Consider the following 23,226-nt stretch of genomic DNA (forward strand, 5'->3'; position numbering starts at 1 on the left):
CTTAAATTTTGGCGCAAATTAAAACAATTTTATTATTATTCATATCTGTTGTGAAAAAAGTATAGACGTCACCTCCGTCTTTAATTTTCCATTTTTTTCGAATGTAATCTACGGTTTCAGGAAAGTTTCGGGTGGTAATATTGGCTTTGGTATTTTCTAAAAATTGTTTCATCTCTTTTTTATTGTATTCAAAGCAATTTTTAATTTGAAATCGTCTGCCGGTAAATTCAATTAAGTGTTCAGATGTATAGAGATGTGAGTGTTGCTGTAGTTTTTCGAGATTAAATTTTGAGGGAATTAAATCGAAAGCTCCTGATTTTAAAATGGCACTATTGGGTTCGTATAGGTATTCTTTGGGTAAGGAATAAGTATAGTTATCTGGTAGTTGATTCAGATTGAAATCAAATTTTTCTTCCGTTTCTTTATTGAAATTGATCGTTTTTATGGTGGTATCGCTGTCAAATCCTTTTTCCAAGACCCAGAGTAACTCTTTCACTTCATTGTTTAGGGCAACAATATGAATTTCTTTTACATTTTTCAATTCCGATAAACCTGCTGTAATGTCTAATATTGGCGCTGTTTTAATTAAAATGTTTGTAGAAAATGAAAAATAAAAATCTAAATTTTCGGGAACATTGGGAAGACAATCAGCTAGCATAAAAACCTTGCCTTTTGCGTCGTTTCTTCTGGAAGGATCAATATAAATCCAATCGAATGGTTGATTTAATTCCTTTAAAACGATACTGCTGTCTTTGTTAATGCATTCAATATTGGAAACGTTTAGTATTGAAAAATTATGCGAAACAATTTCAGATAATTCTTTTTTCAATTCACAATGAACGACACGATTTATTTTTTTTGAAAAATAATAATCATCAACCCCAAAACCTCCAGTTAAATCAATTAATGTTTTGCCTTCAACTAAATTGGCTTTATATTTTGCAGTGATTTCAGAGGAAGTTTGTTCTAGTGAAATTTTACTCGGATATAAGATGTTTTCAGAAGTAAACCAAGAAGGTAATTTGTCTTTTGCTTTTAGTTTACACCCGATTTGAGTTAGTATATCACTCCATGCAATATCTGAAAACGGATTTTTTTGTAAGGCTAATTTAGAGAAATTAACACTTAAAGATTCGTTTATAAAATCCTGAATTTCGGGTTCTAGTAATCGCTTGTCCAAAGGTTATAAATCTTTTGTTAATGATTGAATGATGCGATTGTCGGGCAAAAACTCTTTTCCAATTACTTTCAAGATGGTGTAGGAGGGAACGGCCAAAATCATTCCTGTAATACCGAATAGGAGTCCAAAAATTAAGATAATCAGAAATATTTCTAACGGATGTGATTTGGTGCTGTTTGAAAAAATATAGGGCTGACTGAAATTATTGTCAATAAACTGAACGATAAAGAACCCAATCATGACATAAATGGAAGTATATAACATGTCGGAGGTGAACTCACCATTAAAATTTCCTAACAATGTCAAAATTACCGCCAACACGCTACCAATTAGTGGACCAATATAAGGGATGATGTTTAGGATAGCACATAAAAAAGCAATAATTAGTGCATTTTCTATTCCGAAAATCATAAGTACGATAAGATATAGGACAAAAACGATAAAGAGTTGGAGTAAAATACCTAAAAAATAGCGGGACAGCAGTTCGTTAATTTGGGTGATAGAATTTAAAATTTTCTCTTCATGATCATCAGGAATAATGTAATTGAATATTCGGATAAAAATCACCCTGTCTTTTAAAAAGAAAAATGTAATGAAAAAGACAGAAGCCAATCCCATTCCTAAGTTACTAATGGTACTCAGTAGTGAATTTAAAAAATCAGATAAAAAATTGAAATTTAATTTCGAAATGACATTGTAATCTTTTAGAACTCGATCTCCGTTGATTCCTTTGGTGGTAAGGTAATTTTTTACTTGTAAAATTAATTCGTTTAATTGTGTCTGAAATGTGTTCACATCTAAGAGAGAAAGTTTTTCACCTTGTGAAGTAACTAAGGGGATAAACATTAGAATAAATCCGAAAATAATCAATCCGTAAAACAGTAGTGTTGTAATAACAGCTGAAGTATTCTTGAATTTTAGCCTCCTTCTCAGAAAATCAACTATTGGAGTTCCAATCATGGTTAGAACTATTGAAATTATTATGTAAACAATAATCAATTGAATTTTAAATAAAAAGTAAAGTAATAAAACTATTGCTGATAATATAAGTACTGCAGATACAATTCCTTTGGCAACAATTTTTGAAGTCATAATTACAAATTATTTATGAAACGAATATAATAAAAAAAATCCCACGCATGGCGTGGGATTTTAAATATCTATTTAGAATAATATTATCTGAAAGAAGCTCTAGAACCTCCAGTTGCGAAAATAGCATTCATTCTAGTTTTTTGTCCAATTGAGAACATATACATTCCTCTGTCGTCAGTATAATCCATGTAGTTCATATACATTTCTAATGGAGTACCTGAACAAGTAGATCTGTGACCAACTGCAGGAACACCTCCGTTAGCTGCATTGTGAGTTGGAGTATCAGATACTAAGTCAGAACCACATGTTGCATCTCCCCAAATGTGACGTAAGTTCATCCAGTGTCCTACTTCGTGAGTAGCTGTTCTTCCTAAGTTGAAAGGAGCGTTAGCACTTCCTGATAATCCAGTGTATTTGCTATCACAAACAACTCCATCAGTAGCAGATGATCCTCCAGGAAATTGAGCATATCCTAAGATTCCACCACCAATTGTACAAACCCAAAAGTTAAGTTTAGTAGTTGGAGAAGTTGGAGCGATACCACCAGAAGCTGTTTTTTTCATAGCGTCATTAGTTCCCCATGAAGTTTTGGTTGTTGATTTACGAATAACTTGATCTAATACGAATCTAATGTTTGTATTACCACTACGAACAGAAGAATAAGGATTGTTTGCAGTATTATAATCAGAGTTAGTAGCCGAGAAATCTTTGTTTAAAACATCAATTTGTGATTGTAATTGTGCTAATGAAATGTTTTCAGCAGTAGTTCTGTATAATACGTTGAATACAACTGGAATTTCCATAACACCGTTTACTAAACGTCCAGATTGAATAGTTTCGTTTGTGAATTTTTCAATTTGAGCCATTCTTGCAGCCAATGTTGGGTCTGCTTTCATTTGCGCTTCCAATACTTCATGAGAAGCACATCCTCTGTGAGCTGATGCATTTACAGGAGCAGCATCTTGATTTGTTAATTCGGTTGTGTTGTTGTCATTTTGACAAGAGAACATTAATAAGGCTGCAGCAGCAGACATTAATAATTTTTTCATAATAGTTTGTTTGGTTTGGTTAATAAATTTGTTTTTTAATTGCTAAAAGCGATGCGATATTAATTAATGTTTATGAATTAACCAAATTTTTAGGAATAAAATTAAGAATAATATAATTTATGTATTGATAATTAAATTGTTAATAAGTCATAAAAACCTTACGAATATTCAATGTTTAGCTCATATTTTGTTAATAAGTATTGAATTTATAATTAGGCTTTTTTTTAATAAAATAACAGAATAAAAAAAACTCGCTCATTAAGAGCGAGTTAGTTAAAGAAAAATTCTTTATTTATTGTCCAAAGGAATATCTTGCGCCACCAGAGACAAAAATGGCATCCATTCTTGATTTTTGACCTAATGAGAACATATACATTCCTCTGTCATCTGTATAATCCATATAATTCATGTACATTTCTAATGGAGTACCAGTACAAGTAGATCTGTGACCTACAGGAGGAACACCATAATTAGCAGTATTGTGAACAGGTGTATCTGCTACTAAATCAGAACCACAAGTAGCATCTCCCCAAATATGACGTAAATTCATCCAGTGGCCTACTTCGTGAGTAGCTGTTCTTCCTAAGTTGTATGGGTAACTTGAGCCTGAATTACTTGTTACACCAACATATTTAGAATCACAAACCACTCCATCAGTTGCAGAAGAACCTCCAGGAAATTGTGCATACCCTAAAATACCACCGCCAATCGTACAAACCCAAAAGTTTAATTTGGTTGTTGGTGAAGTAGGGTCTAATCCACCTTGTTTTGTTTTTTTCATGGCATCTCTAGTTCCCCATGAAGATTTAGTGGTTGATTTTCTAATAACTTGATCCAATACGAATGAAATGCCAACATTTGCTCTTACTGAAGAATAAGGATTGTTAGCCGTATTGTAATCAGAATTAGCAGCATTAAAATCTTTGTTCAAAACATCAATTTGAGATTGTAATTGCGATAATGAAATGTTTTCAGCTGTAGTTCGGTACAATACATTAAATACTACTGGAATTTCAACTTTTCCATTAACAAGTCTTCCGGCTTGAATCGCATTTGTAGTGAATTTTTCAATTTCATCCATTCTTGTTGCTAGTGTAGGGTCGGCTTTCAATTGAGCCTCCAATACTTCATGAGAAGCACAACCTCTGAATGTTGAAGTGCTGTTTGTTGCTTGTGTTGTAAATTCGTCTGTTGTGTTGTTGTCTTTTTGACAAGAAAACATTAATAAAGCAGCCGTAGCTGATAATAACATTTTTTTCATAATTTTTTTGGTTTAGTTGGTAAAACAATAATTTTTTATATAATTATTTAGCAATACTATAATTAATTATGAAAATAAGCAAAGTATTTTTAATAAAATCTATGAAGTGTGTGTTATTATCGTTGTGTGTAAAGTGTTGAAAATTAAATATTTAAGAACGCAATAAAAAATGCTTTTTTTAGTTAGTAAAGACGAAATTAAGGATATTAGCACCCATTTTTAATGCTTTTTCTCTTGTTTCTCTGGGATCGTTATGCACTTCAGTATCTTCCCATCCATCGCCTAAATCACACTCGAAGGTATAAAGTAAAACCAATTTATTGTTGATAAATATTCCGAAAGCTTGTGGTTTCTTTCCTTCATGCTCGTGAATTTTTGGAAGCCCAGATGGAAAAACGAATGGTTTTTGAAAAATAGGATGTGAAACCGGAATTTCTAATAATGGAGTATTAGGAAATATTTTTTTTATCTCAGTTCGTATGTAAGTGTCCATTCCGTAATTGTCGTCAATATGAAGAAAGCCACCAGAGGCAAGATAATTTCTTAAATTTTCAGTTTCTTGATTGTTGAATACAACATTTCCATGTCCAGTCATGTGTATAAAAGGATAGGAAAAGATATCGGAACTTCCAGGAGAAACGGTAGCAGGTTTGTTTTTAATTCTGGTGTTGATATTTAAATTAGCAAACTTAATTAAGTTCGGTAACGAAGTCGGATTAGCATACCAATCGCCACCGCCATTGTATTTTAAAAGCGCAATTTCTTGGGGAAAAGTGAGGGTGGTTGTAAAGAGGAATAAATAAAATATTTTTCTCATTCTTAAAAACTTATGCCTTTTGCCTTATGGCTTGTTATTAATTTACTCGTTCGCAAAAACTATACTATGACACGCCACAACTGCAGCGGTTTCGGTTCGTAATCTTGTATTTCCTAAAGATACTGGGATATACTTGTTTTCTAATGCTAATTTAATTTCTTTTTCCGAAAAGTCGCCTTCCGGACCAATTAGAACTGTGTATTTTTGATTTTTAGCGATACTATCTTTTAGTAATTTTTTTTCGGTTTCTTCACAATGCGCAATAAACAAATCACCTTCGTTTTTTTGATTGATAAAAGTCGAAAAGGGAATTGGCTCATTCAATTTGGGTAAATGGAATTGTAACGATTGTTTCATGGCCGATTCAATAATTTTCGCAAATCGTTCGGTTTTAATGATTTTTCTTTCGGAATGATCGCAAATAATAGGTGTAATTTCTTGTACTCCAATTTCGGTTGCTTTTTCCAAAAACCATTCAAAACGATCGTTCATTTTTGTCGGAGCCACAGCGAGATGTAAATAGAAATCATTGGGTTGATGAAATTCCGAATGAATGATTTTAACAGTACACTTTTTTTCGGAAGCAAAAATAATTTCAGTAGTAAATAAAAATCCCAAGCCATTAGTGACATGTAAGGTGTCTAGCTCTTTTTTGCGTAATACTTTAACGATATGCTTGCTTTCTTCTTTGTCAAAAGAAAATTCAGTAACACTAGTATTTATGTCTGGATTGTAAAATAATTGCATGTTAAAATTCTATTCGTGCTTTAGAGACCACCGAAGCAGTACTAAAATGATTTTCTAAATATTTATGATAACCCACAATACCAATCATAGCAGCATTATCAGTCGTATATTCAAATTTAGGAATAAATGTTTTCCAACCGTATTTGGCTTCGGTTTCTTTTAACGCCGATCTAATTCCAGAATTAGCAGAAACACCACCACCGATAGCGATTTGTGTAATTCCAGTTTGTTCAACTGCCATTTTAACTTTTTCCATCAGAATTTTGATAATAATATGCTGAATGGAAGCACATATATCATTCAAATGTTCTTCGATAAAATTCGGATTTTCCTTCACGTTTTTCTGAACAAAATACAAAATTTGCGTTTTTAAACCACTGAAACTAAAATCCAATCCATCTACTTTTGGTTTTGTAAAAGGGTAAGCTTTCGGATTTCCTAATTTCGCATATTTATCAATTAATGGTCCACCAGGATAAGGTAATCCTAAAATTTTTGCACTTTTATCAAATGCTTCTCCTACAGCATCATCAGTGGTTTCACCAATGATTTCCATATTAAAAAAACTATTGACTTTCACAATTTGTGTATGTCCGCCAGAAATGGTTAAAGCTAGAAAAGGGAACTCAGGTTTGTCAAATCCTTCTTCGTCTATAAAATGAGCCAAAATATGTGCGTGCATGTGGTTGACAGCAATTAACGGAATCTCTAAAGCCATGGCCATACTTTTGGCAAACGAGCTACCAACCAATAAAGAACCCATTAATCCTGGACCTTGTGTAAATGCAATGGCAGATAGTTGCTCTTTAGTAATCCCTGCTTTTTTTATGGCAACATCTATAACTGGTACAATATTTTGTTGGTGGGCACGCGACGCCAATTCAGGAACAACGCCACCATATTCTTCATGTATGCTTTGACGAGCGACTTCGTTAGATAAGACTTTATCATTACATAAAATGGCAGCAGCAGTATCATCGCAAGAGCTTTCGATGGCAAGAATATATGTTGACTTATTGTACATAAAGGCACGGAATTTGCGTTATATTTGAAAAACCGATATAAAATATATATTTTTACATCGAAAGCCCAAAAATACAGATTTTTATCTAAATATTTTAGGACTATTGGTCCTTTTCGAACTTAATATTCTTTGGAAGAAACTAAAAAAAATACTGGCCTCAAAAAATTTCTGAAATACATGCTATTTTTCCTTTTAGGAATTATTTTGCTATTATTAGGACTGGCTATTGCTTTAAATACACCTTCTGTTCAAACCCGTTTGGGAAAATATGCCACCGAATGGCTTAACAAAGAATTTAAAACAAATATCACAATAGATGAAGCTAGTTTCACTGTTTTTGGTGGTGTTAAACTAAAAAACATTCTGATTCGAGATTATAAAAAAGATACCCTTTTTCACATAAAAGTACTAAAAACGAATATCCTTGATGCCAAAAAAATGATTGATGGTGATTTGCATTTTGGAGAAGTTCGATTGGATGGTTTGTACTTTAAATTAAAAAATTACAAAGGGGAAAGGGATACTAATCTTGACAAGTTTGTAGAGCTATTTGAAGATGGAAAGCCCTCTACATCCAAAAAGAAGTTTTTGTTGACGGCGCAAAAAATGCATTTAATTGATAGTAAATTCATATTTATTGATGAAAACGCGAGCGAAAAATTGGTTTTCAGTGCCAAAAAATTAAATGCAGAGACCTCTAATTTTAAAGTTTTGGGTCCCGATGTAACCATGAAAATCGATGAAATGTCTTTTGTAGACAATCGCGGTTTAGTAGTTGACAATCTGACTTCCGATTTTACTTACACTAAGAAGAACATACACCTTGCGAATTTAGACTTAATCACTCCTAATTCTAAACTTATAGGAGATGTCGAATTGCGTTATAAGCGTGAATATTTTTCCGATTTTAATAATAAAGTGCTTTTTGATGTTCGTATCGACCAAGCTTCTGTTTCGTCTACCGATTTGAAATTATTTTATGGCGAATTTGGAGAAGGACAGCAATTTGATGTAAAAGGAAAACTGATAGGTACCTTAAATAATTTTAAAACAAAAAAATTGATTCTGATCGATGAGAATAATTCAGAAATTAGAGGTGATTTTAATTTTAAAAATTTATTTAAAAAGGAAAAAAACACCTTTTATATGAAAGGTAAATTTTCTAAAATTTCCTCAACGTACAATGATTTAAACAAAATTTTGCCACGTGTATTAGGAGATAATTTGCCCACTACTTTTAAAAAATTTGGTCGTTTTACACTTTCTGGTGAAACAGAAGTCACGATGAAAACGGTCAAAGCCAATGTAGTACTCAATACCGCACTTGGGAATGTGCAATCCAATTTGAGTATGACCAATATTGATTATATCGACAATGCTACTTATAAAGGGAATGTGAAGTTGAATAATTTCAATTTGGGAAAATTCTTGACGCGAGAAGATGTAGGAATTGTAAACCTGGATTTAGATGTCGACGGAAAAGGTTTCAAAGAAAAATATCTTGATACCAAAATAAAAGGGAAAGTGAGAAGTGTGTACTACAATAGATACAATTATCAGAATATTGTAGTGGATGGTTCTATGAAAAAAGCGGTTTTTAATGGAAGTATTTCGGCTAACGATCCTAATTTAATCATGGAATTTGACGGAAATCTCGATCTTGGGAAACGTGAAAATAAATATGATTTTCATGCTAATGTCGAATATGCCAACCTTAAAAAACTAAACATCTACACCGCTGATGATATTTCGGTTTTTCGTGGTGATGTTATTATGAATCTTCAGGGGAATTCTATTGATAATTTGTACGGAGATGTATATATCAATCAAACTTCTTACGAGAACAGTAAGGATACTTATTTCTTCGATGATTTTATGGTGAAATCTACTTTTGATCAAGACAGAGTAAGAACGATTACCATCAATTCACCAGATATAATTGAAGGAAAAGTAGAAGGGAAATTCCAATTCAAACAATTACCGGATTTAATAGAAAACTCTCTCGGAAGTTTATACGCCAACTATTCTCCAAATAAGGTGAGTAAAGGACAATTCGTTAAATTCGATTTTAATGTGTACAGTAAACTAGTTGAAGTATTTTATCCCGAAATTTCTTTAGGGGAGAATACCTTTATGAAAGGCGAAATTGACTCTAATGATGGATTATTCCGATTCAATTTTAAATCACCGAATATAAAAGCTTACGGCAACGAAATAGACAACATTAATATCGATATCGATAATAAAAATCCGCTGTACAATGCTTATATCGAAATGGATAGTATTAAAACCAAATACTACAAAGTTTCCGATATGAGTTTAATTAATGTAACGGCAAACGATACTCTATTTTTCAGAACTGAATTTAAAGGAGGCAAAAAAGGGAAAGATTTTTACAATCTGAATTTATACCACACCATCAACGAAGAAAATAATAGTGTGGTGGGAATCAAAAAATCGGAAGTAAACTTTAAAGATTATTTGTGGTTTATTAATGAGAAGGAAGCCAAAGACAACAAGATTGTATTTAATAAAAAACTAACCGATTTTTCAGTCGAGAAGATATCCGTAACTCATGAAAACCAAGTCATGGAGCTCATGGGAGTTTTACGCGATTCTACCTATAAAGATTTACAACTTTCATTTAAAGATGTTCAACTCGACAAAATTACCCCTTCCGTAGATAGCTTAAAGTTTAAAGGGAAAGTAAATGGAATAGTCGATTTCAAACAGCGAAATGCTATTTACGAACCTTCTTCTTCGATCAGTATCGACAGCTTAAATGTAAATAATTTTGCACTTGGTAAGTTAAATATTGATGTGAAAGGCGATGATAGTTTTAAAAACTTCAAAGTCAATTCGGTACTAAAAAATGAAGGCTTAGAATCGTTTGCGGCCGACGGAAATATTTTCATTGAAGGGAAGAAAACCTTGCTGGATTTAGATTTACGCTTAGAAGATTTTAATATGGCCATTTTTGCTCCGTTTGGAGGTGAAGTATTGACCAATATTCGAGGTTTAGCCTCAGGTACAGCTAGTTTTGAAGGGGAACTTGAAAATCCTGATATTAACGGACGTGTCTATCTGAATAAAGCGGGAATTAAAATTCCATATTTAAATACGGATTATAACTTTGCGAATAATTCCATTGTCGATGTCACCGAAAATCAGTTTTCATTCAGAAATATCAAACTTATTGATTCCAAATTTAAGACAGAAGGAATCTTAAGCGGTGGAATCAGGCACAACAAATTTGCCGATTGGTTAATGGATTTAAATATCAATTCATCCCGAATTTTAGCACTAGATACTAAAGATTCTGATGATGCACTCTATTATGGTACGGCATTTATTAATGGTAATGCTTCTATTAAAGGTCCAATTAACGGCTTGGTGATTAATGTGAATGCTACTTCCGAAAAAGGAACGTCAATCAAAATTCCAATTAGTGATACCGAAGCCACTACTGAAAAGGATTATATTAAATTTATTAATTCAAAATCAGATACTTCAAAAGGAGTGTTAGGTAAAGAAAAAGGATACAATGGTATAGAACTTAATTTTGAGTTGGATATTACACCTGTTGCCGAGATTGAAGTAATTATTAATAAGAGTAATGGTCACGGTCTTAAAGGACGTGGAGTAGGTTCGCTTTTAATGGAAATCAATACTTTAGGAAAATTCAATATGTGGGGAGATTTCCAGGTGTATGAAGGGATATATAACTTTAAGTATGGTGGAATTATTGATAAAAAATTCGCGGTAAAAAAAGGAGGCTATATTTCTTGGGATGGAGATCCTTTGAATGCCACACTAAACATGGAAGCAATTTATAAAACCGAAGCCAATCCAGCGCCGCTATTAGACAATCCTAATTTCAATAAAAAAATTCCAACGGAAGTTGTCGTAAAATTGACTGATCGATTGAGTAATCCTACACCCGATATTACGATTGAGTTCCCAAATGCGAGTTCTATATTAAGGTCTGATATCGATTATAAACTGAGCGATAGCGATACCCGACAAAAACAGGCTTTTGCATTATTATCCTCGGGTACGTTTTTGAGTGATAAAGGGGTTTCCGATTTGGATTTGACCATGAATTTATTTGAAACCGCAGGAAGTTTATTTGAAGATATATTCTCGAGTGGCGATGGTAAATTTAAGTTGTCGCCGGTGTACACACAAGGAAACAGACGTAATTCCGATTTCCAAACAGAAAGTAGAGTAGGGGTTACACTTTCCACCGATTTGAGTGATAGAATTTCTGTTAATGGTAAGTTTGATGTACCTGTGGGTGGATTAAACGAATCGGTTATTGTTGGAAATATTGAAGTGCAACTTCGATTAAATGAAGATGGAACGTTAAAAGCTCGCTTTTTTAATCGTGAGAATGATATTAATTATCTTGGAGAAAGTGGAATTGGCTATACACAAGGGCTGGGAGTTTCCTATGAAGTCGATTTTAATACTTTCAAAGAATTGGTGAATAAAATTTTAAACTCTAAAAAAGCCAAAAAAGAAAAAGAATCGAAAGACGAAACACCCGATTCCGATTTTTCACCCGAATTCATCCAATTTACCGATCAGCGTCAAAAGAAATCTTCAGAAAAACCTAAAAATCCTGAGGAAAAAGCACCCGATTTGAACTAAATCCTAAAAACTTATTAACGAAAACGTTTGAATTTTAAAATCTCTCTTAGATTTTAACAAATGTTTCATTTTTAACAAAGTTTCTTTAGTAATTTTACATTATCAATTAAAAGTTAATGTCAAAAGCAATAAAAAAAATTGGAGTTTTAACCTCCGGTGGTGATTCTCCAGGGATGAATGCGGCCATTCGGTCGGTGGTTCGTACTTGTGCTTACCATAATATAGAATGTGTAGGAATTTACCGTGGGTACCAAGGAATGATTGAAGGTGATTTCAAAGAAATGGGACCTCGTTCGGTAAAGAATATCGTACATCTTGGTGGCACTATTTTAAAGTCGGCACGCTCTAAAGATTTTATGACCGCCGAAGGACGAAAAATAGCACACGAACACCTGAAAAATGCTGGAATTGATGCTTTAGTAGTGATTGGTGGTGACGGAACCTTTACTGGAGCTGAAATCTTTAATAATGAATTCAATTACCCAGTTATGGGGATTCCAGGAACCATCGATAATGATATTTTTGGAACTAGTCACACCTTGGGTTATGATACGGCCCTAAATACGGTAGTGGAATGTATCGATAAAATCCGTGATACGGCCAATTCACACAACCGACTTTTCTTTGTGGAAGTGATGGGACGTGATGCTGGTCATATTGCACTTAACGCAGGTATTGGAGCAGGAGCAGAAGAAATTCTGATTCCAGAAGAAGATCTAGGATTAGACCGCCTGTTAGAATCCCTCGAAAAAAGTAAAGCTTCTGGAAAATTATCAAGTATTGTCGTGGTTTCGGAAGGTGATAAAATTGGAAAAAATGTTTTCGAACTCAAAGAATACGTAGAAGAAAACCTTCCTGAATATGACGTGCGTGTTTCGGTTTTAGGACACATGCAACGTGGCGGTTCGCCATCTTGTTTCGACCGAGTTTTGGCCTCACGATTGGGCGTAAAAGCAGTCGAATCTTTATTAGAAGGAAAATCAAATTATATGGTGGGTTTGTTACAAGACAAAGTAGCTTTAACGCCACTAGAACAAGCTATCAAAGGAAGCTCTAAAATTGATGAAGAACTCCTAAGAGTTTCCGATATCATGACTACATAAGTCATAAAATAAATCAGAATATTAGAATACAAATAACAAAGAGCTTGCCGGGCAAGCTCACAATGACATGAATATGAAAGTAAGAATTGGAATTAATGGATTTGGTCGTATTGGTCGAATTGTTTTTAGAGAAACCCTAAACAGAGATAATGCAGAAGTAGTTGCGATTAACGATTTATTAGATGTTGAGCATTTGGCGTATTTGCTAAAATATGATTCAGTGCATGGTCGTTTCGCAGGAAAAGTGGAAGTAAAAGAAGGAAAATTATACGTAAACGATAAATACATCCGAGTAACGGCTGAAAGAGATCCTAAATTAATCAAATGGGATGATGCAGCTGTAGATGTTGATGTGGTGGCCGAATGTACTGGTATTTTTACTACGTTAGAAACGGCGCAAGCGCACATTGATGGTGGAGCAAAAAAAGTAGTAATCTCTGCGCCTTCTGCCGATGCACCAATGTTTGTAATGGGTGTAAATCACGATAAAGCAACGGCAAATGACAAAATTGTTTCTAATGCGTCATGTACAACAAACTGTTTGGCACCTTTAGCAAAAGTAATTCATGATAATTTCGGAATTGTAGAAGGATTAATGACAACCATTCACTCCACCACTGCAACACAGTTAACGGTTGATGGTCCATCCAAAAAAGATTTCCGTGGAGGTCGTTCAGCCTTAATTAATATCATTCCATCTCAAACTGGTGCTGCTAAAGCTGTTGGAAAAGTAATTCCGGAATTAAACGGAAAATTAACCGGAATGTCAATGCGTGTGCCTACTGCCGACGTTTCTGTAGTCGATTTAACTGTAAAACTGGCTAAAGAAACTACTTATGACGAAATCATGAACGTACTTAAAAATGCTTCCGAAACGACTATGAAGGGAATCGTTGGATTTACAGAAGATGATGTGGTTTCTCAAGATTTTATAGGCGATTCTCGTACTTCAATTGTAGATGCCAAAGCCGGAATAGGATTGAACTCGACGTTCTTTAAACTGGTTTCTTGGTACGATAACGAGTACGGATATTCCAGCAAATTAATCGATTTGGCGGTCCACGTTTCCAGCTTAAAATAAATGGTAAAACATATTAAATCCCGTTCAATTTCGGGATTTTTTTATTTATATTTGGAGCTATTCCTGCTGTCCGCTGTATCTGTCATTGCGAGTAACGAAGCGATCTTTTGGGATTGCGGCGTCAATTCTTCCTCGCAATGACAGGATGCCGCTACCATCAGGGCTATTAAACAAATAATTGAATACACCCGAAAATGAAATTACTCGTAGATAGCGGTTCTACCAAAGCCGATTGGATTGCCATAAACACTCAAGGAGAAACCATTTTTACATCTTCAACCTTAGGATTAAACCCAGAAATTTTAACCGAAGAGGAAATCATTTCTAGATTAAATCAATCCAAAGAAATTTCTGAAAATAGAGAAAAAGCAACGCATTTGTATTTTTACGGCGCAGGTTGTGGTACCGATAGAATGAAAAATCATTTGGCAATATTATTTAAAAAATATTTCACAAATGCACATGTAGAAGTCCACGAAGATACCTATGCCGCCGTTTATGCCACTTGTGCTTTAGGCGAAAAAGCAATCGTTAGTATTTTAGGTACCGGTTCTAATTGTAGTTACTTTGATGGTGAAAAATTAATTCAAAAAGTACAATCTTTGGGCTATATCGCCATGGATGATTGTTCTGGAAATCGTTTTGGAAGACACATGCTTCGCGCTTTTTATTTTAATAAAATGCCAAAAGCATTAGCTGAAGAATTTGCAACAGAATTTAATATGGATGCCGATGTAGTCAAGCAAAATCTATACAAAGAAGCCAATCCAAATGCATATCTCGCTTCATTTGCTAGTTTTTTAATCAAACATAAAGAAACCGAATTTTGTAAAACATTCATCGAAAAAGAAATCGAAACTTTTGTAGAAAACTATATCCAACAATTTGATGATTATAAAGAAGTACCGAGTCATTTTATTGGTTCTATCGCTTTTCATTTAAAGGATGATTTGGAGCGAATTTTAACGCAACATCAAATTAAATTAGGCAAAGTGTTTCAAAAACCTATTGAAGGTTTAATCGAATTTCATAAAAATCAATAATGGAAATAGCAATCATAGCCCACGATGGTAAAAAAGCTGATATGGTTCAGTTCTTAAATAAGAACATGGATATTTTACACCAAGAAAACATCAAAATCATTGCCACAGGAACAACGGGAGGAAAGGCCGAAGCAGCGGGTATTAAAGTAAAAAAATTACTCAGCGGACCTTTGGGTGGTGATGCCCAAATTGCCGCCCGAGTAGCTGAAGGTAAGTGTAAAATGGTCTTGTTTTTTAAAGATCCTATGAGCAGTCATCCACACGAACCGGATATCAATATGCTCATCAGAATTTGCGACGTTCATAACGTGCCAGTAGCGACAAACGAAGCTACGGCACAGCTTTTACTCAATGCCATCGCCATCTAAAGAATATTAAAATGTTAAATCTCTCTTCTGGCTTGATTTTTGTTTTTACAGCATAAATATTTTTGTATATTGCCTTAACCAAAATAACCTTAAATCATGAAAAAAATTGTATTACTATTAATAGTGTTATCTGTAAGTTTGACATACGGACAGAAGAAAAAGAAAAAAGTAACGGAAGCAAAAGCTCCAGCTGGTGCTTTAGCAAAAACGGGTGATGCCTCTGTTGTTTTTGATAAAAAAAAGGATTTATTTTTGGTTGTAGCTAAAGATAGTATGTTGTTGACTAAAAGTCGTTCTGATTTTAATCCGACGAACATGAAAATTGCACCTGTAAAAGTAAAAGCAAACACTTTTTATTGCGTAACATGGAATGAAACTCAAAAATCGGATACCAAGCTTAAAAAAGAAGTAGCAACAGTAACGGAAAGTCAAATTTGGAACCCGATGACTAAAACATTAATGATTGGGAATACTCAAAAAGCGGTAGATGTTACTGAAATTGAATTTCTTGACCGATTGAAAACTGCTTCGCAAACCGTTTATAAAAAACGTAGTGAAGGGTATTTGTTTTCGTTATTGCCAAATGGAGATTTTTCATTAAGCAACAAATCGGCTACTACAAAATATGCCTATAACGAAAAATCAGCTCGTTATGAGCCTGTAAAAAAGAAATAATTATCATTTAACAAAATAAAAAAAGGCGAGCTTAATAGCTCGCTTTTTTTATTAATCCCTTTTCATTGTTGTCCCCATAACTGGTGCAATTGATGTTAATTTTCCTTCCTTCAATTTTACATTGATTATTCTAGAATTTTTTACGATTCTTTCAGTCTCTTCCATTCCGATAAAAGAGAAAAGTAACAACTCTCCTTTTTTAGCTTTTATTTTAAAAAGACCTTGCTTATCAGTATACACGCCAGTTAATGTTCCTTTGGCTAGAATAAACACTCCTTCAATTGGATTAGAAGCTTCATCGCTAACTATTCCAGTGATTGTAATCTCTTTTTCTTGATTTTCAGGTTGGTAAGCTATTTTTCCAACCACAATATTTTTGTTAGTTGTTTGTTCTGTTTTTGGATTTTCTTGGGCTGATATTTTGGTGTCCCAAAGCGAAATGATTCCAAAGAATACAGTTGCTAACCAAACTGATTTTTTCTTTTTCGGATAAAATAATTCTCTATCAAGTTGTGAAGGTAAAAATCTGCCACAAATAGAATTACTTTTATTATAGGTCTCAATAATTTGTAAATCTGTGGCTCGAGTAAAATCGAAAACCTGCTTTTCACAAGAAAAACAAAATCTCCCTTTTTCTACTAATTTCATGCCATTCCAATCTCCATGGCAAGGTTCCGGTATCGATAAATGTAGTTTTTTCATAAGTTCTTAAAATAAAAAAAGGTCTATACATACATAGAGACCATTTTTTATAAAAAGGTTGGGAGTGAGACTATTTTATTTTTAGCTCAAACATTTTATCCCAGTTTTTTCCGGTCACAAAGATAGTTTTAGTAGCGGGGTTGTATGCAATTCCGTTTAATGTGTCTTCTTTGCTGGCACTAGTTTTAGCACGTAAGCCCGATAAGTCTACAACAGCTTCAATCGCTCCGGTATTTGGATTTACAATCATTATTGCATCTTTTTGCCAAACGTTTGCATAAATTTTACCATCGATCCATTCTAATTCATTGACACTGGTTACTTTACTTGAATTTGTATACACATTTATATTGTCAATCATTTTTTGATTTTCCGGATCCATTTTCCAAATCTTTTCCGTTCCATCCGATTGATAAATAAATTTTCCATCATTAGTCATTCCCCATCCTTCCACTTTTTTATCATAATTGAATGTTTTTTCCAATTTTAAAGTTTCCGCATTGTAGATAAATCCAGTATAATCTTGCCAAGTCAATTGAAAAACTTTACCATTAATAAAGGTAATTCCTTCTCCAAAATATTTAGCTTCCAAATTAACTTGTTGTATTACTTTCCCCGTTTTATAATCGGTTTTTCTTAAGTTAGATTCTCCATTATGTCCCGTACTTTCGTATAAAAAACCGTTATGAAATTCTAAACCTTCTGTAAAAGCCCCTTTATCGTGGGGATACGTATTTACAATAGAATAGCTTAATAATTTTGGTTCAACTGCCGAAACCATTTCAATACGAGTACCTGTTTCGAATTTTTCTCCTTCAAAATAAACGATAGCTTTTAAATTCTGATACCCTAATTTTTCATTGTCTAATTTGCTATTTAAAGCTGTATTTCCTTTCGATGTACCAATTTTTTTATCATTATTATAATACACAACTGAATCGATAGTAATCTCTTTTTTATTTGTTACGGTTAGCGAAATAGGATCTCCAGAATGATACATCATCTTAAATTGTGTCTCATCTATAGAAAATAAATTTTTTTTATCACCCTCACAGCTGGCTCCAAGTAGGATTAAAGAGGTGAATGCTAAGAAGTTATATTTTTTCATTTTAAAATTATTTGCAAATACAATATACGAAGGCTTTTATATAAACCAAAGCGTTTGCAAAAATACAAAAAGATTGTATATTTGCACCGGCAAGTCCTACACGACCAGCTCCTGCAGACTCCTCCAGGGTGGGAACGCAGCAAAGGTATGCGGTTGTAGCGGTGCGATGTAGGTCGCTTGCCATTTTTTAATTATTGCGAACCAAATTGTAGCAATCTTTTTTTTACAGAAACTTATGTTATTTATCTCCCAATTAGCGGAGATTTTTTATTTTTATGCCAAATCTCTCGTATGACTCTTTCTTGGCAAAAAGTTACCCTTACTCTTAAAGAAACATTTTCAATTTCCTACGGAAATTACTCGCATAGAGAAGCATTAATCGTAAGCTTGTCTTATAAAAATTTTGTTGGGTATGGCGAATGTACTTCGATTGATTATTACGGAATTAATCTAGAGGATTTAATTCAAAAACTAAAGCGCTGCAAGGATGCAATAGAAACGAATTCAATTGTATATCCAAACGAGTTTTATAAAATGGTTCTCAATTTAGATTTGGGATCATTTTTAACTTCTGCTTTAGATTGTGCCTATTGGGATTTGTTCGGAAAATTAGAAGGGAAAAGTTTTTTAGAGTTGAACGAAATAATAGTAAACTCAATTCCAGATTCTTCCATTACCATTAGTGTTGATTCAATAGAAAATCAAATTGAAAAAATTCAGAAATCGAGTTGGTCGAAATTCAAGGTAAAATGCAACGGATTTGATAAAAATTCGATTGAAAAACTTATAGAAATGCCTTTTGATATCGCTTTAGATTCGAATGGAAGTTATAATGAATCGGATTGTGATTGGCTTCAAAACCAAGAATTTGCTTCGAAATTTACCTATTTAGAGCAACCCATGAAACCCAATCAGTTTTCTGTTTTGTATCGCGATAAATTTGCCAATTGGATGGCAGATGAAGATTGCCAGAGTATCGAAAATTTACGTTCTTTACAATCCCATTACCGAAGTGTGAATATAAAATTAATGAAATGCGGTGGATTAACACCTGCTTTGGAATTAATTCAGGAAGCCAGAAAATTGGATTTTAAAATTATGATGGGATGTATGACCGAATCGTCTATTGGAATTTCGGCAGGATGTGCTTTATCACCTTTAGCGGATTATTGCGATTTGGATGGCGCGAATCTTATTGCCAACGATATTGCCAACGGAAGTAAAATAATAAATGGTAAAATAGAAATATCTGATAAACCCGGTTTGGGAATAAAAATTAAAAATTAATTTAAATTAATAAATAGGAATGAGATTGCTTTGCTTCGACAAGCTCAGCACAAGCTCTTTCACAAAGACATATGAGTAAAGTAGTAGTAATTACAGGTGGTTCATCAGGAATAGGAAAGAGCATAGGCGAGTTTTTACATGCCAAAGGTTTTACCGTTTATGGTACCAGTCGAAATCCGGAGAAAATTTCAAATTCTGTTTTTCCTTTAATAGCTTTGGATGTTCGAAATGTAGCTTCGATTGCAACTGCAATTGCGGAAGTAATTTCAAAATCGGGCAGAATAGATGTAGTAATAAACAATGCCGGTGTTGGGATTACGGGACCAATTGAAGAAATTCCCACGGAAGAAATCAAGAATAATTTTGAAACCAATTTGTTTGGTCCAATAGAAGTGATGAAAGCGGTTTTGCCCCAAATGCGTAGTCAAAAATCAGGATTAATCATTAATATTACTTCGATTGCTGGTTATATGGGATTGCCTTATAGAGGAATTTATTCAGCGTCAAAAGGAGCTTTAGAACTCGTTACGGAAGCCATGCGTATGGAAACCAAACAATTCGGAATTCACATTACCAATATTGCACCCGGTGATTTTGCTACGAATATTGCTGCTGGTCGTTATCATGCACCTGTTATAAAAGGATCGGCGTATGAGAATGTCTATGGAAGGACTTTAAATGAAATGAATGCACATGTCGATAGTGGTAGTAATCCGAACGAAATGGCAGAGGCGGTGTATAAAATTATTCAAACGCCCAATCCAAAAGTTCATTATAAAGTAGGGGCTTTTATGCAAAAGTTTTCAATTGTTTTGAAACGTATTTTGCCCGACACAGTCTATGAAAAAATGTTAATGAACCATTATAAATTGTAATGATAGCTTTCCCAAATAAATTTGTGTCACTCGAAACCGAGCGACTGCTTTTGAAAGAAATTTCAATGCAGGATCTTGATTTTTTATTTGAGATTCGAAACAACGAAGACAATAATAGATATATCGGTAGAAAAAAATCGTCTTTAGAACAAGTCCAACAGTTTATTACCGATAGAATTGAAGATTTTAAAGCAAAAAGAGGAATTGTTTGGATGATTTATGATAAAGAAAGCCAACAAAATATTGGCTCTGTTTGCTATTGGAATTTTAACTCGGAAGCTATTTCAGCTGAGATAGGTTATGAATTAGCGTCAGAATTCCAAGGGAAAGGATTTATGCAAGAAGCCTTATCAAAAGTTATTGATTTTGGATTTAATGAACTAAATTTGCAAACTATTGAAGCCTTTACCGATGAAAAGAATACAGCATCAATTAAAGCATTAGAAAAGTTTCACTTTATTCAAAACACAGCATTTGAGTCGGATGAAGTGGAAAGCCTAATAATGTTTACGTTAACCAGTACACAACTATAATTTTTAAATAATATCAGATGAAATTTTTTATTGACACAGCCAATTTAGAGCAAATCAAAGAAGCACAAGCCCTTGGAGTATTAGATGGAGTTACTACCAACCCATCGTTAATGGCTAAAGAAGGAATTACCGGAAAGAACAATATTTTAAAACATTACGTTGACATTTGTAATATTGTGGATGGTGATGTAAGTGCTGAAGTGAATGCCATGGATTTGGAAGGCATGATTAGAGAAGGAGAGGAATTGGCTGACTTACACGAGCAAATCGTGGTAAAATTACCAATGACTAAAGAAGGTATCAAAGCCTGTAAATATTTTTCAGATAGAGGAATTAAAACAAATGTAACCTTAATTTTCTCTGCTGGACAAGCGTTATTAGCGGCAAAAGCTGGAGCAACTTACTGTTCTCCTTTCTTAGGAAGATTAGACGATGTTTCTACAGATGGTTTAAATCTAATTCAAGAAATCCGTGATATTTATGATAACTACGGATTTGAAACTGAAATTCTTGCAGCCTCTGTACGTCACACCATGCACATTGTAAACTGTGCTAAAATTGGTGCCGATGTAATGACTGGACCTTTATCAGCGATTACTGGATTATTAAAACACCCATTAACGGATATTGGAATTGCGCAATTTATTGCCGATTTCGAAAAAGGAAATAAATAATTTTACTGGATTCAGTAAAAAAGAATACTAAAAAAGGCTTGAAAATTAATTCAAGCCTTTTTTAATTTTTACACCTAATTGATTATTCTTGCATCGTATGATACACGTTCATTACGTCATCATCTTCTTCAATTTTTTCTAATAATTTCTCGACATCTGCTACCTGGTCCGCTGTCAATTCTTTTGTGATTTGAGGAATTCTTTCAAAACCAGAAGATAAAATTTCGATGTTTCTATTTTCTAATTCTTTTTGAATTGAACCAAAACTTTCAAATGGAGCATACATTAAAATGCCGTCTTCGTCTGCGAAAATTTCTTCTACACCAAAATCGATCATTTCCAATTCTAATTCTTCCACATCTTGTCCTTCAGCAGGAATACGGAAGTTACAAGTATGGTCAAACATAAATTCTACCGAACCTTGGGTTCCCATTTGTCCGTTACATTTATTGAAGTAACTTCTGATGTTAGCAACAGTTCTATTATTGTTATCGGTAGCGGTTTCAATTAAAATCGCAATTCCGTGAGGAGCATAGCCTTCAAACAACACTTCTTTAAAGTTGGCTGTATCTTTATCGGATGCTTTTTTGATCGCGCGTTCTACGTTATCTTTCGGCATGTTAGCCGATTTTGCATTTTGAATAACCGCTCTCAAACGTGAGTTGGTCTCTGGATTTGGTCCGCCTTCTTTAACGGCCATTACAATATCTTTCCCTATTCTGGTAAACGTTTTTGCCATTGCTGACCAACGTTTCATTTTTCTCGCTTTTCTAAATTCGAACGCTCTTCCCATTTCTATTCTCTTAAATTCCGATATATTTCGGAACAAAATTAATTCTTAAAAATTAGTTGTAAAAAAAAATATGCTTATTTCTTATAAAAAGGCAATTTCACCACTTTAGCCGGAATGTCATTTTTACGAATTCTGATAAAAATTTCTGAATCTACTGCCGATAAACTGGTAGGGACATAGCCTAAACCAATTCCTTTGTTCATTGAAGGTGACATCGTTCCTGAAGTTACAATTCCGATTACATTTCCAGCACCATCCACAATTTCGTAATCGTGACGTGGAATACCTCTTTCTGTTAATTCGAAAGCGACTAATTTACGAGTAACACCTGCTTCTTTTTGTTTTTTCAAATTTTCAGAGTTCGTAAATTCTTTGTCGAATTTGGTAATCCAACCCAAACCAGCTTCCAATGGAGAAGTAGTATCATTAATATCATTTCCGTACAAACAGAATCCCATTTCCAAACGTAAGGTATCACGTGCGGCTAATCCAATTGGTTTGATTCCAAATGCAGCTCCTGCTTCAAATACTTTGTTCCAAATTAATTCAGCATCTTCATTTTTGAAATAGATTTCAAATCCACCTGAACCTGTATAACCCGTAGCGGAAACCGTTACATCTTTTACTCCCGCAAATTCTCCAATTTGGAACGAATAATACGGCATGTTAATCAAATCGATAGCCGTTAAGGATTGCATCGCTTCTGCAGCTTTTGGTCCTTGGATCGCTAGTAAAGAATAATTATCGGAAAGGTCTTGCATGTCCACTCCCAAGTCATTGTGTGATGAAATCCAATTCCAATCTTTTTCGATATTAGATGCGTTAACCACCAACATATAATGATTATCTGCAATTTTATACACGATTAAATCATCTACAATTCCGCCTTCATTGTTGGGTAAGCAAGAATATTGTGCTTTACCATCCACTAATTTAGAAGCATCATTTGACGTTACTTTCTGAATTAAGGCTAAGGCATTTTCTCCTTTTAAGAAGAATTCACCCATATGGGAAACATCAAAAACACCCACTCCGTTACGAACCGTTTCGTGTTCGGCGTTTACTCCTTCATATTGTACAGGCATATTATACCCTGCAAACGGAACCATTTTAGCTCCTAAACTTTCGTGAACGTGCGTTAATGCTGTATTTTTCATTATT

At 33.9% G+C, this 23,226-nt stretch carries 21 protein-coding genes and 1 other RNA gene; 11 read left to right on the forward strand and 11 right to left on the reverse strand.

Going from position 1 to position 23,226, the window contains the following annotated elements:
* Position 1: 1 nt before the first annotated feature.
* The 7 genes from EQG63_RS10990 to tsaD all read right to left on the reverse strand — a co-directional run bounded on the left by EQG63_RS10990 (position 2) and on the right by tsaD (position 7,170).
* Complete coding sequence (locus EQG63_RS10990) at positions 2 to 1,180, reverse strand: THUMP-like domain-containing protein (RefSeq protein ID WP_129436426.1); 1,179 nt, start codon at positions 1,178 to 1,180, stop codon at positions 2 to 4.
* 3 nt (positions 1,181 to 1,183) lie between these two features.
* The gene (locus EQG63_RS10995) at positions 1,184 to 2,272 is read right to left on the reverse strand and encodes an AI-2E family transporter (protein WP_129436427.1); all 1,089 of its coding nucleotides are present in this window, start codon (positions 2,270 to 2,272) and stop codon (positions 1,184 to 1,186) included.
* Positions 2,273 to 2,355: 83 nt separating this feature from the next.
* Entirely contained in the window at positions 2,356 to 3,321 is a 966-nt protein-coding gene (locus EQG63_RS11000; protein WP_129436428.1) for a zinc metalloprotease, read from the reverse strand.
* Between the two features lie 292 nt (positions 3,322 to 3,613).
* Positions 3,614 to 4,582 (reverse strand): zinc metalloprotease, encoded by a 969-nt coding sequence (locus EQG63_RS11005; RefSeq protein ID WP_129436429.1) that lies wholly within the window; start codon positions 4,580 to 4,582, stop codon positions 3,614 to 3,616.
* Between the two features lie 178 nt (positions 4,583 to 4,760).
* Positions 4,761 to 5,399 (reverse strand): DUF4159 domain-containing protein, encoded by a 639-nt coding sequence (locus EQG63_RS11010; protein ID WP_129436430.1) that lies wholly within the window; start codon positions 5,397 to 5,399, stop codon positions 4,761 to 4,763.
* Positions 5,400 to 5,441: 42 nt separating this feature from the next.
* On the reverse strand, positions 5,442 to 6,146 hold the full coding sequence (locus EQG63_RS11015) for a 16S rRNA (uracil(1498)-N(3))-methyltransferase (RefSeq protein WP_129436431.1): 705 nt from the start codon (positions 6,144 to 6,146) through the stop codon (positions 5,442 to 5,444).
* Position 6,147: 1 nt separating this feature from the next.
* Positions 6,148 to 7,170, reverse strand: coding sequence for a tRNA (adenosine(37)-N6)-threonylcarbamoyltransferase complex transferase subunit TsaD (gene tsaD / locus EQG63_RS11020; RefSeq protein ID WP_129436432.1), 1,023 nt, complete (start codon positions 7,168 to 7,170; stop codon positions 6,148 to 6,150).
* A gap of 177 nt (positions 7,171 to 7,347) precedes the next feature.
* On the opposite strand from tsaD, the gene EQG63_RS11025 reads away from it, so the two are divergent.
* The 6 genes from EQG63_RS11025 to EQG63_RS11050 all read left to right on the forward strand — a co-directional run bounded on the left by EQG63_RS11025 (position 7,348) and on the right by EQG63_RS11050 (position 16,093).
* On the forward strand, positions 7,348 to 11,823 hold the full coding sequence (locus EQG63_RS11025; protein WP_164974503.1) for a translocation/assembly module TamB domain-containing protein: 4,476 nt from the start codon (positions 7,348 to 7,350) through the stop codon (positions 11,821 to 11,823).
* A 116-nt stretch (positions 11,824 to 11,939) separates the two neighbouring features.
* A complete protein-coding gene (gene pfkA / locus EQG63_RS11030; protein WP_129436434.1) occupies positions 11,940 to 12,926 on the forward strand; it encodes a 6-phosphofructokinase in 987 nt (328 codons plus the stop codon).
* Positions 12,927 to 12,999: 73 nt separating this feature from the next.
* Positions 13,000 to 14,007 carry a type I glyceraldehyde-3-phosphate dehydrogenase gene (gene gap, locus EQG63_RS11035; RefSeq protein ID WP_129436435.1) on the forward strand — a complete coding sequence of 336 codons (1,008 nt, stop codon included), beginning with the start codon at positions 13,000 to 13,002 and terminating at the stop codon, positions 14,005 to 14,007.
* 194 nt (positions 14,008 to 14,201) lie between these two features.
* Positions 14,202 to 15,050 (forward strand): N-acetylglucosamine kinase, encoded by an 849-nt coding sequence (locus EQG63_RS11040; protein ID WP_129436436.1) that lies wholly within the window; start codon positions 14,202 to 14,204, stop codon positions 15,048 to 15,050.
* Positions 15,050 to 15,418, forward strand: a complete 369-nt coding sequence (locus EQG63_RS11045; RefSeq protein ID WP_129436437.1) for a methylglyoxal synthase — start codon at positions 15,050 to 15,052, stop codon at positions 15,416 to 15,418. Before EQG63_RS11040 ends, EQG63_RS11045 begins: the two co-directional genes overlap by 1 nt.
* 96 nt (positions 15,419 to 15,514) lie before the next feature.
* Positions 15,515 to 16,093 (forward strand): hypothetical protein, encoded by a 579-nt coding sequence (locus tag EQG63_RS11050; protein WP_129436438.1) that lies wholly within the window; start codon positions 15,515 to 15,517, stop codon positions 16,091 to 16,093.
* 51 nt (positions 16,094 to 16,144) lie between these two features.
* On the opposite strand, the gene EQG63_RS11055 is transcribed toward EQG63_RS11050, so the two are convergent.
* Both EQG63_RS11055 and EQG63_RS11060 read right to left on the reverse strand, forming a co-directional pair.
* Positions 16,145 to 16,795 carry a carboxypeptidase-like regulatory domain-containing protein gene (locus EQG63_RS11055; protein ID WP_129436439.1) on the reverse strand — a complete coding sequence of 217 codons (651 nt, stop codon included), beginning with the start codon at positions 16,793 to 16,795 and terminating at the stop codon, positions 16,145 to 16,147.
* Between the two features lie 70 nt (positions 16,796 to 16,865).
* A complete protein-coding gene (locus tag EQG63_RS11060) occupies positions 16,866 to 17,903 on the reverse strand; it encodes a glutaminyl-peptide cyclotransferase (protein WP_129436440.1) in 1,038 nt (345 codons plus the stop codon).
* A gap of 87 nt (positions 17,904 to 17,990) precedes the next feature.
* On the opposite strand from EQG63_RS11060, the gene ffs reads away from it, so the two are divergent.
* From ffs to fsa, 5 genes are all read left to right on the forward strand, one after another.
* Positions 17,991 to 18,089, forward strand: an RNA gene (gene ffs, locus EQG63_RS11065) — signal recognition particle sRNA small type.
* Positions 18,090 to 18,194: 105 nt separating this feature from the next.
* Positions 18,195 to 19,190 carry an enolase C-terminal domain-like protein gene (locus tag EQG63_RS11070; RefSeq protein WP_129436441.1) on the forward strand — a complete coding sequence of 332 codons (996 nt, stop codon included), beginning with the start codon at positions 18,195 to 18,197 and terminating at the stop codon, positions 19,188 to 19,190.
* A 71-nt stretch (positions 19,191 to 19,261) separates the two neighbouring features.
* Positions 19,262 to 20,065, forward strand: coding sequence for an SDR family oxidoreductase (locus EQG63_RS11075; RefSeq protein ID WP_129436442.1), 804 nt, complete (start codon positions 19,262 to 19,264; stop codon positions 20,063 to 20,065).
* The gene (locus EQG63_RS11080; RefSeq protein ID WP_129436443.1) at positions 20,065 to 20,598 is read left to right on the forward strand and encodes a GNAT family N-acetyltransferase; all 534 of its coding nucleotides are present in this window, start codon (positions 20,065 to 20,067) and stop codon (positions 20,596 to 20,598) included. Before EQG63_RS11075 ends, EQG63_RS11080 begins: the two co-directional genes overlap by 1 nt.
* A gap of 17 nt (positions 20,599 to 20,615) precedes the next feature.
* Positions 20,616 to 21,272 carry a fructose-6-phosphate aldolase gene (gene fsa, locus EQG63_RS11085; protein WP_129436444.1) on the forward strand — a complete coding sequence of 219 codons (657 nt, stop codon included), beginning with the start codon at positions 20,616 to 20,618 and terminating at the stop codon, positions 21,270 to 21,272.
* A gap of 82 nt (positions 21,273 to 21,354) precedes the next feature.
* On the opposite strand, the gene EQG63_RS11090 is transcribed toward fsa, so the two are convergent.
* Both EQG63_RS11090 and gcvT read right to left on the reverse strand, forming a co-directional pair.
* Entirely contained in the window at positions 21,355 to 22,065 is a 711-nt protein-coding gene (locus tag EQG63_RS11090; protein ID WP_129436445.1) for a YebC/PmpR family DNA-binding transcriptional regulator, read from the reverse strand.
* A gap of 74 nt (positions 22,066 to 22,139) precedes the next feature.
* Positions 22,140 to 23,222: a glycine cleavage system aminomethyltransferase GcvT gene (gene gcvT, locus EQG63_RS11095; protein WP_129436446.1), complete on the reverse strand. Its 1,083-nt coding sequence runs from the start codon at positions 23,220 to 23,222 to the stop codon at positions 22,140 to 22,142.
* Positions 23,223 to 23,226 lie beyond the last annotated feature (4 nt).

The organism is Flavobacterium amnicola (genome assembly GCF_004122165.1).
Taxonomy (GTDB): domain Bacteria; phylum Bacteroidota; class Bacteroidia; order Flavobacteriales; family Flavobacteriaceae; genus Flavobacterium; species Flavobacterium amnicola.

Bases quoted from the DNA above. Each gene is read 5' to 3' on its own strand.
- EQG63_RS10995 (WP_129436427.1), bottom strand. From the start codon at position 2,272: ATGACTTCAAAAATTGTTGCCAAAGGAATTGTATCTGCAGTACTTATA.
- EQG63_RS11000 (WP_129436428.1), bottom strand. From the start codon at position 3,321: ATGAAAAAATTATTAATGTCTGCTGCTGCAGCCTTATTAATGTTCTCT.
- EQG63_RS11005 (WP_129436429.1), bottom strand. From the start codon at position 4,582: ATGAAAAAAATGTTATTATCAGCTACGGCTGCTTTATTAATGTTTTCT.
- EQG63_RS11010 (WP_129436430.1), bottom strand. From the start codon at position 5,399: ATGAGAAAAATATTTTATTTATTCCTCTTTACAACCACCCTCACTTTT.
- EQG63_RS11015 (WP_129436431.1), bottom strand. From the start codon at position 6,146: ATGCAATTATTTTACAATCCAGACATAAATACTAGTGTTACTGAATTT.
- tsaD (WP_129436432.1), bottom strand. From the start codon at position 7,170: ATGTACAATAAGTCAACATATATTCTTGCCATCGAAAGCTCTTGCGAT.
- EQG63_RS11025 (WP_164974503.1), top strand. From the start codon at position 7,348: ATGCTATTTTTCCTTTTAGGAATTATTTTGCTATTATTAGGACTGGCT.
- pfkA (WP_129436434.1), top strand. From the start codon at position 11,940: ATGTCAAAAGCAATAAAAAAAATTGGAGTTTTAACCTCCGGTGGTGAT.
- gap (WP_129436435.1), top strand. From the start codon at position 13,000: ATGAAAGTAAGAATTGGAATTAATGGATTTGGTCGTATTGGTCGAATT.
- EQG63_RS11040 (WP_129436436.1), top strand. From the start codon at position 14,202: ATGAAATTACTCGTAGATAGCGGTTCTACCAAAGCCGATTGGATTGCC.
- EQG63_RS11045 (WP_129436437.1), top strand. From the start codon at position 15,050: ATGGAAATAGCAATCATAGCCCACGATGGTAAAAAAGCTGATATGGTT.
- EQG63_RS11050 (WP_129436438.1), top strand. From the start codon at position 15,515: ATGAAAAAAATTGTATTACTATTAATAGTGTTATCTGTAAGTTTGACA.
- EQG63_RS11055 (WP_129436439.1), bottom strand. From the start codon at position 16,795: ATGAAAAAACTACATTTATCGATACCGGAACCTTGCCATGGAGATTGG.
- EQG63_RS11060 (WP_129436440.1), bottom strand. From the start codon at position 17,903: ATGAAAAAATATAACTTCTTAGCATTCACCTCTTTAATCCTACTTGGA.
- EQG63_RS11070 (WP_129436441.1), top strand. From the start codon at position 18,195: ATGACTCTTTCTTGGCAAAAAGTTACCCTTACTCTTAAAGAAACATTT.
- EQG63_RS11075 (WP_129436442.1), top strand. From the start codon at position 19,262: ATGAGTAAAGTAGTAGTAATTACAGGTGGTTCATCAGGAATAGGAAAG.
- EQG63_RS11080 (WP_129436443.1), top strand. From the start codon at position 20,065: ATGATAGCTTTCCCAAATAAATTTGTGTCACTCGAAACCGAGCGACTG.
- fsa (WP_129436444.1), top strand. From the start codon at position 20,616: ATGAAATTTTTTATTGACACAGCCAATTTAGAGCAAATCAAAGAAGCA.
- EQG63_RS11090 (WP_129436445.1), bottom strand. From the start codon at position 22,065: ATGGGAAGAGCGTTCGAATTTAGAAAAGCGAGAAAAATGAAACGTTGG.
- gcvT (WP_129436446.1), bottom strand. From the start codon at position 23,222: ATGAAAAATACAGCATTAACGCACGTTCACGAAAGTTTAGGAGCTAAA.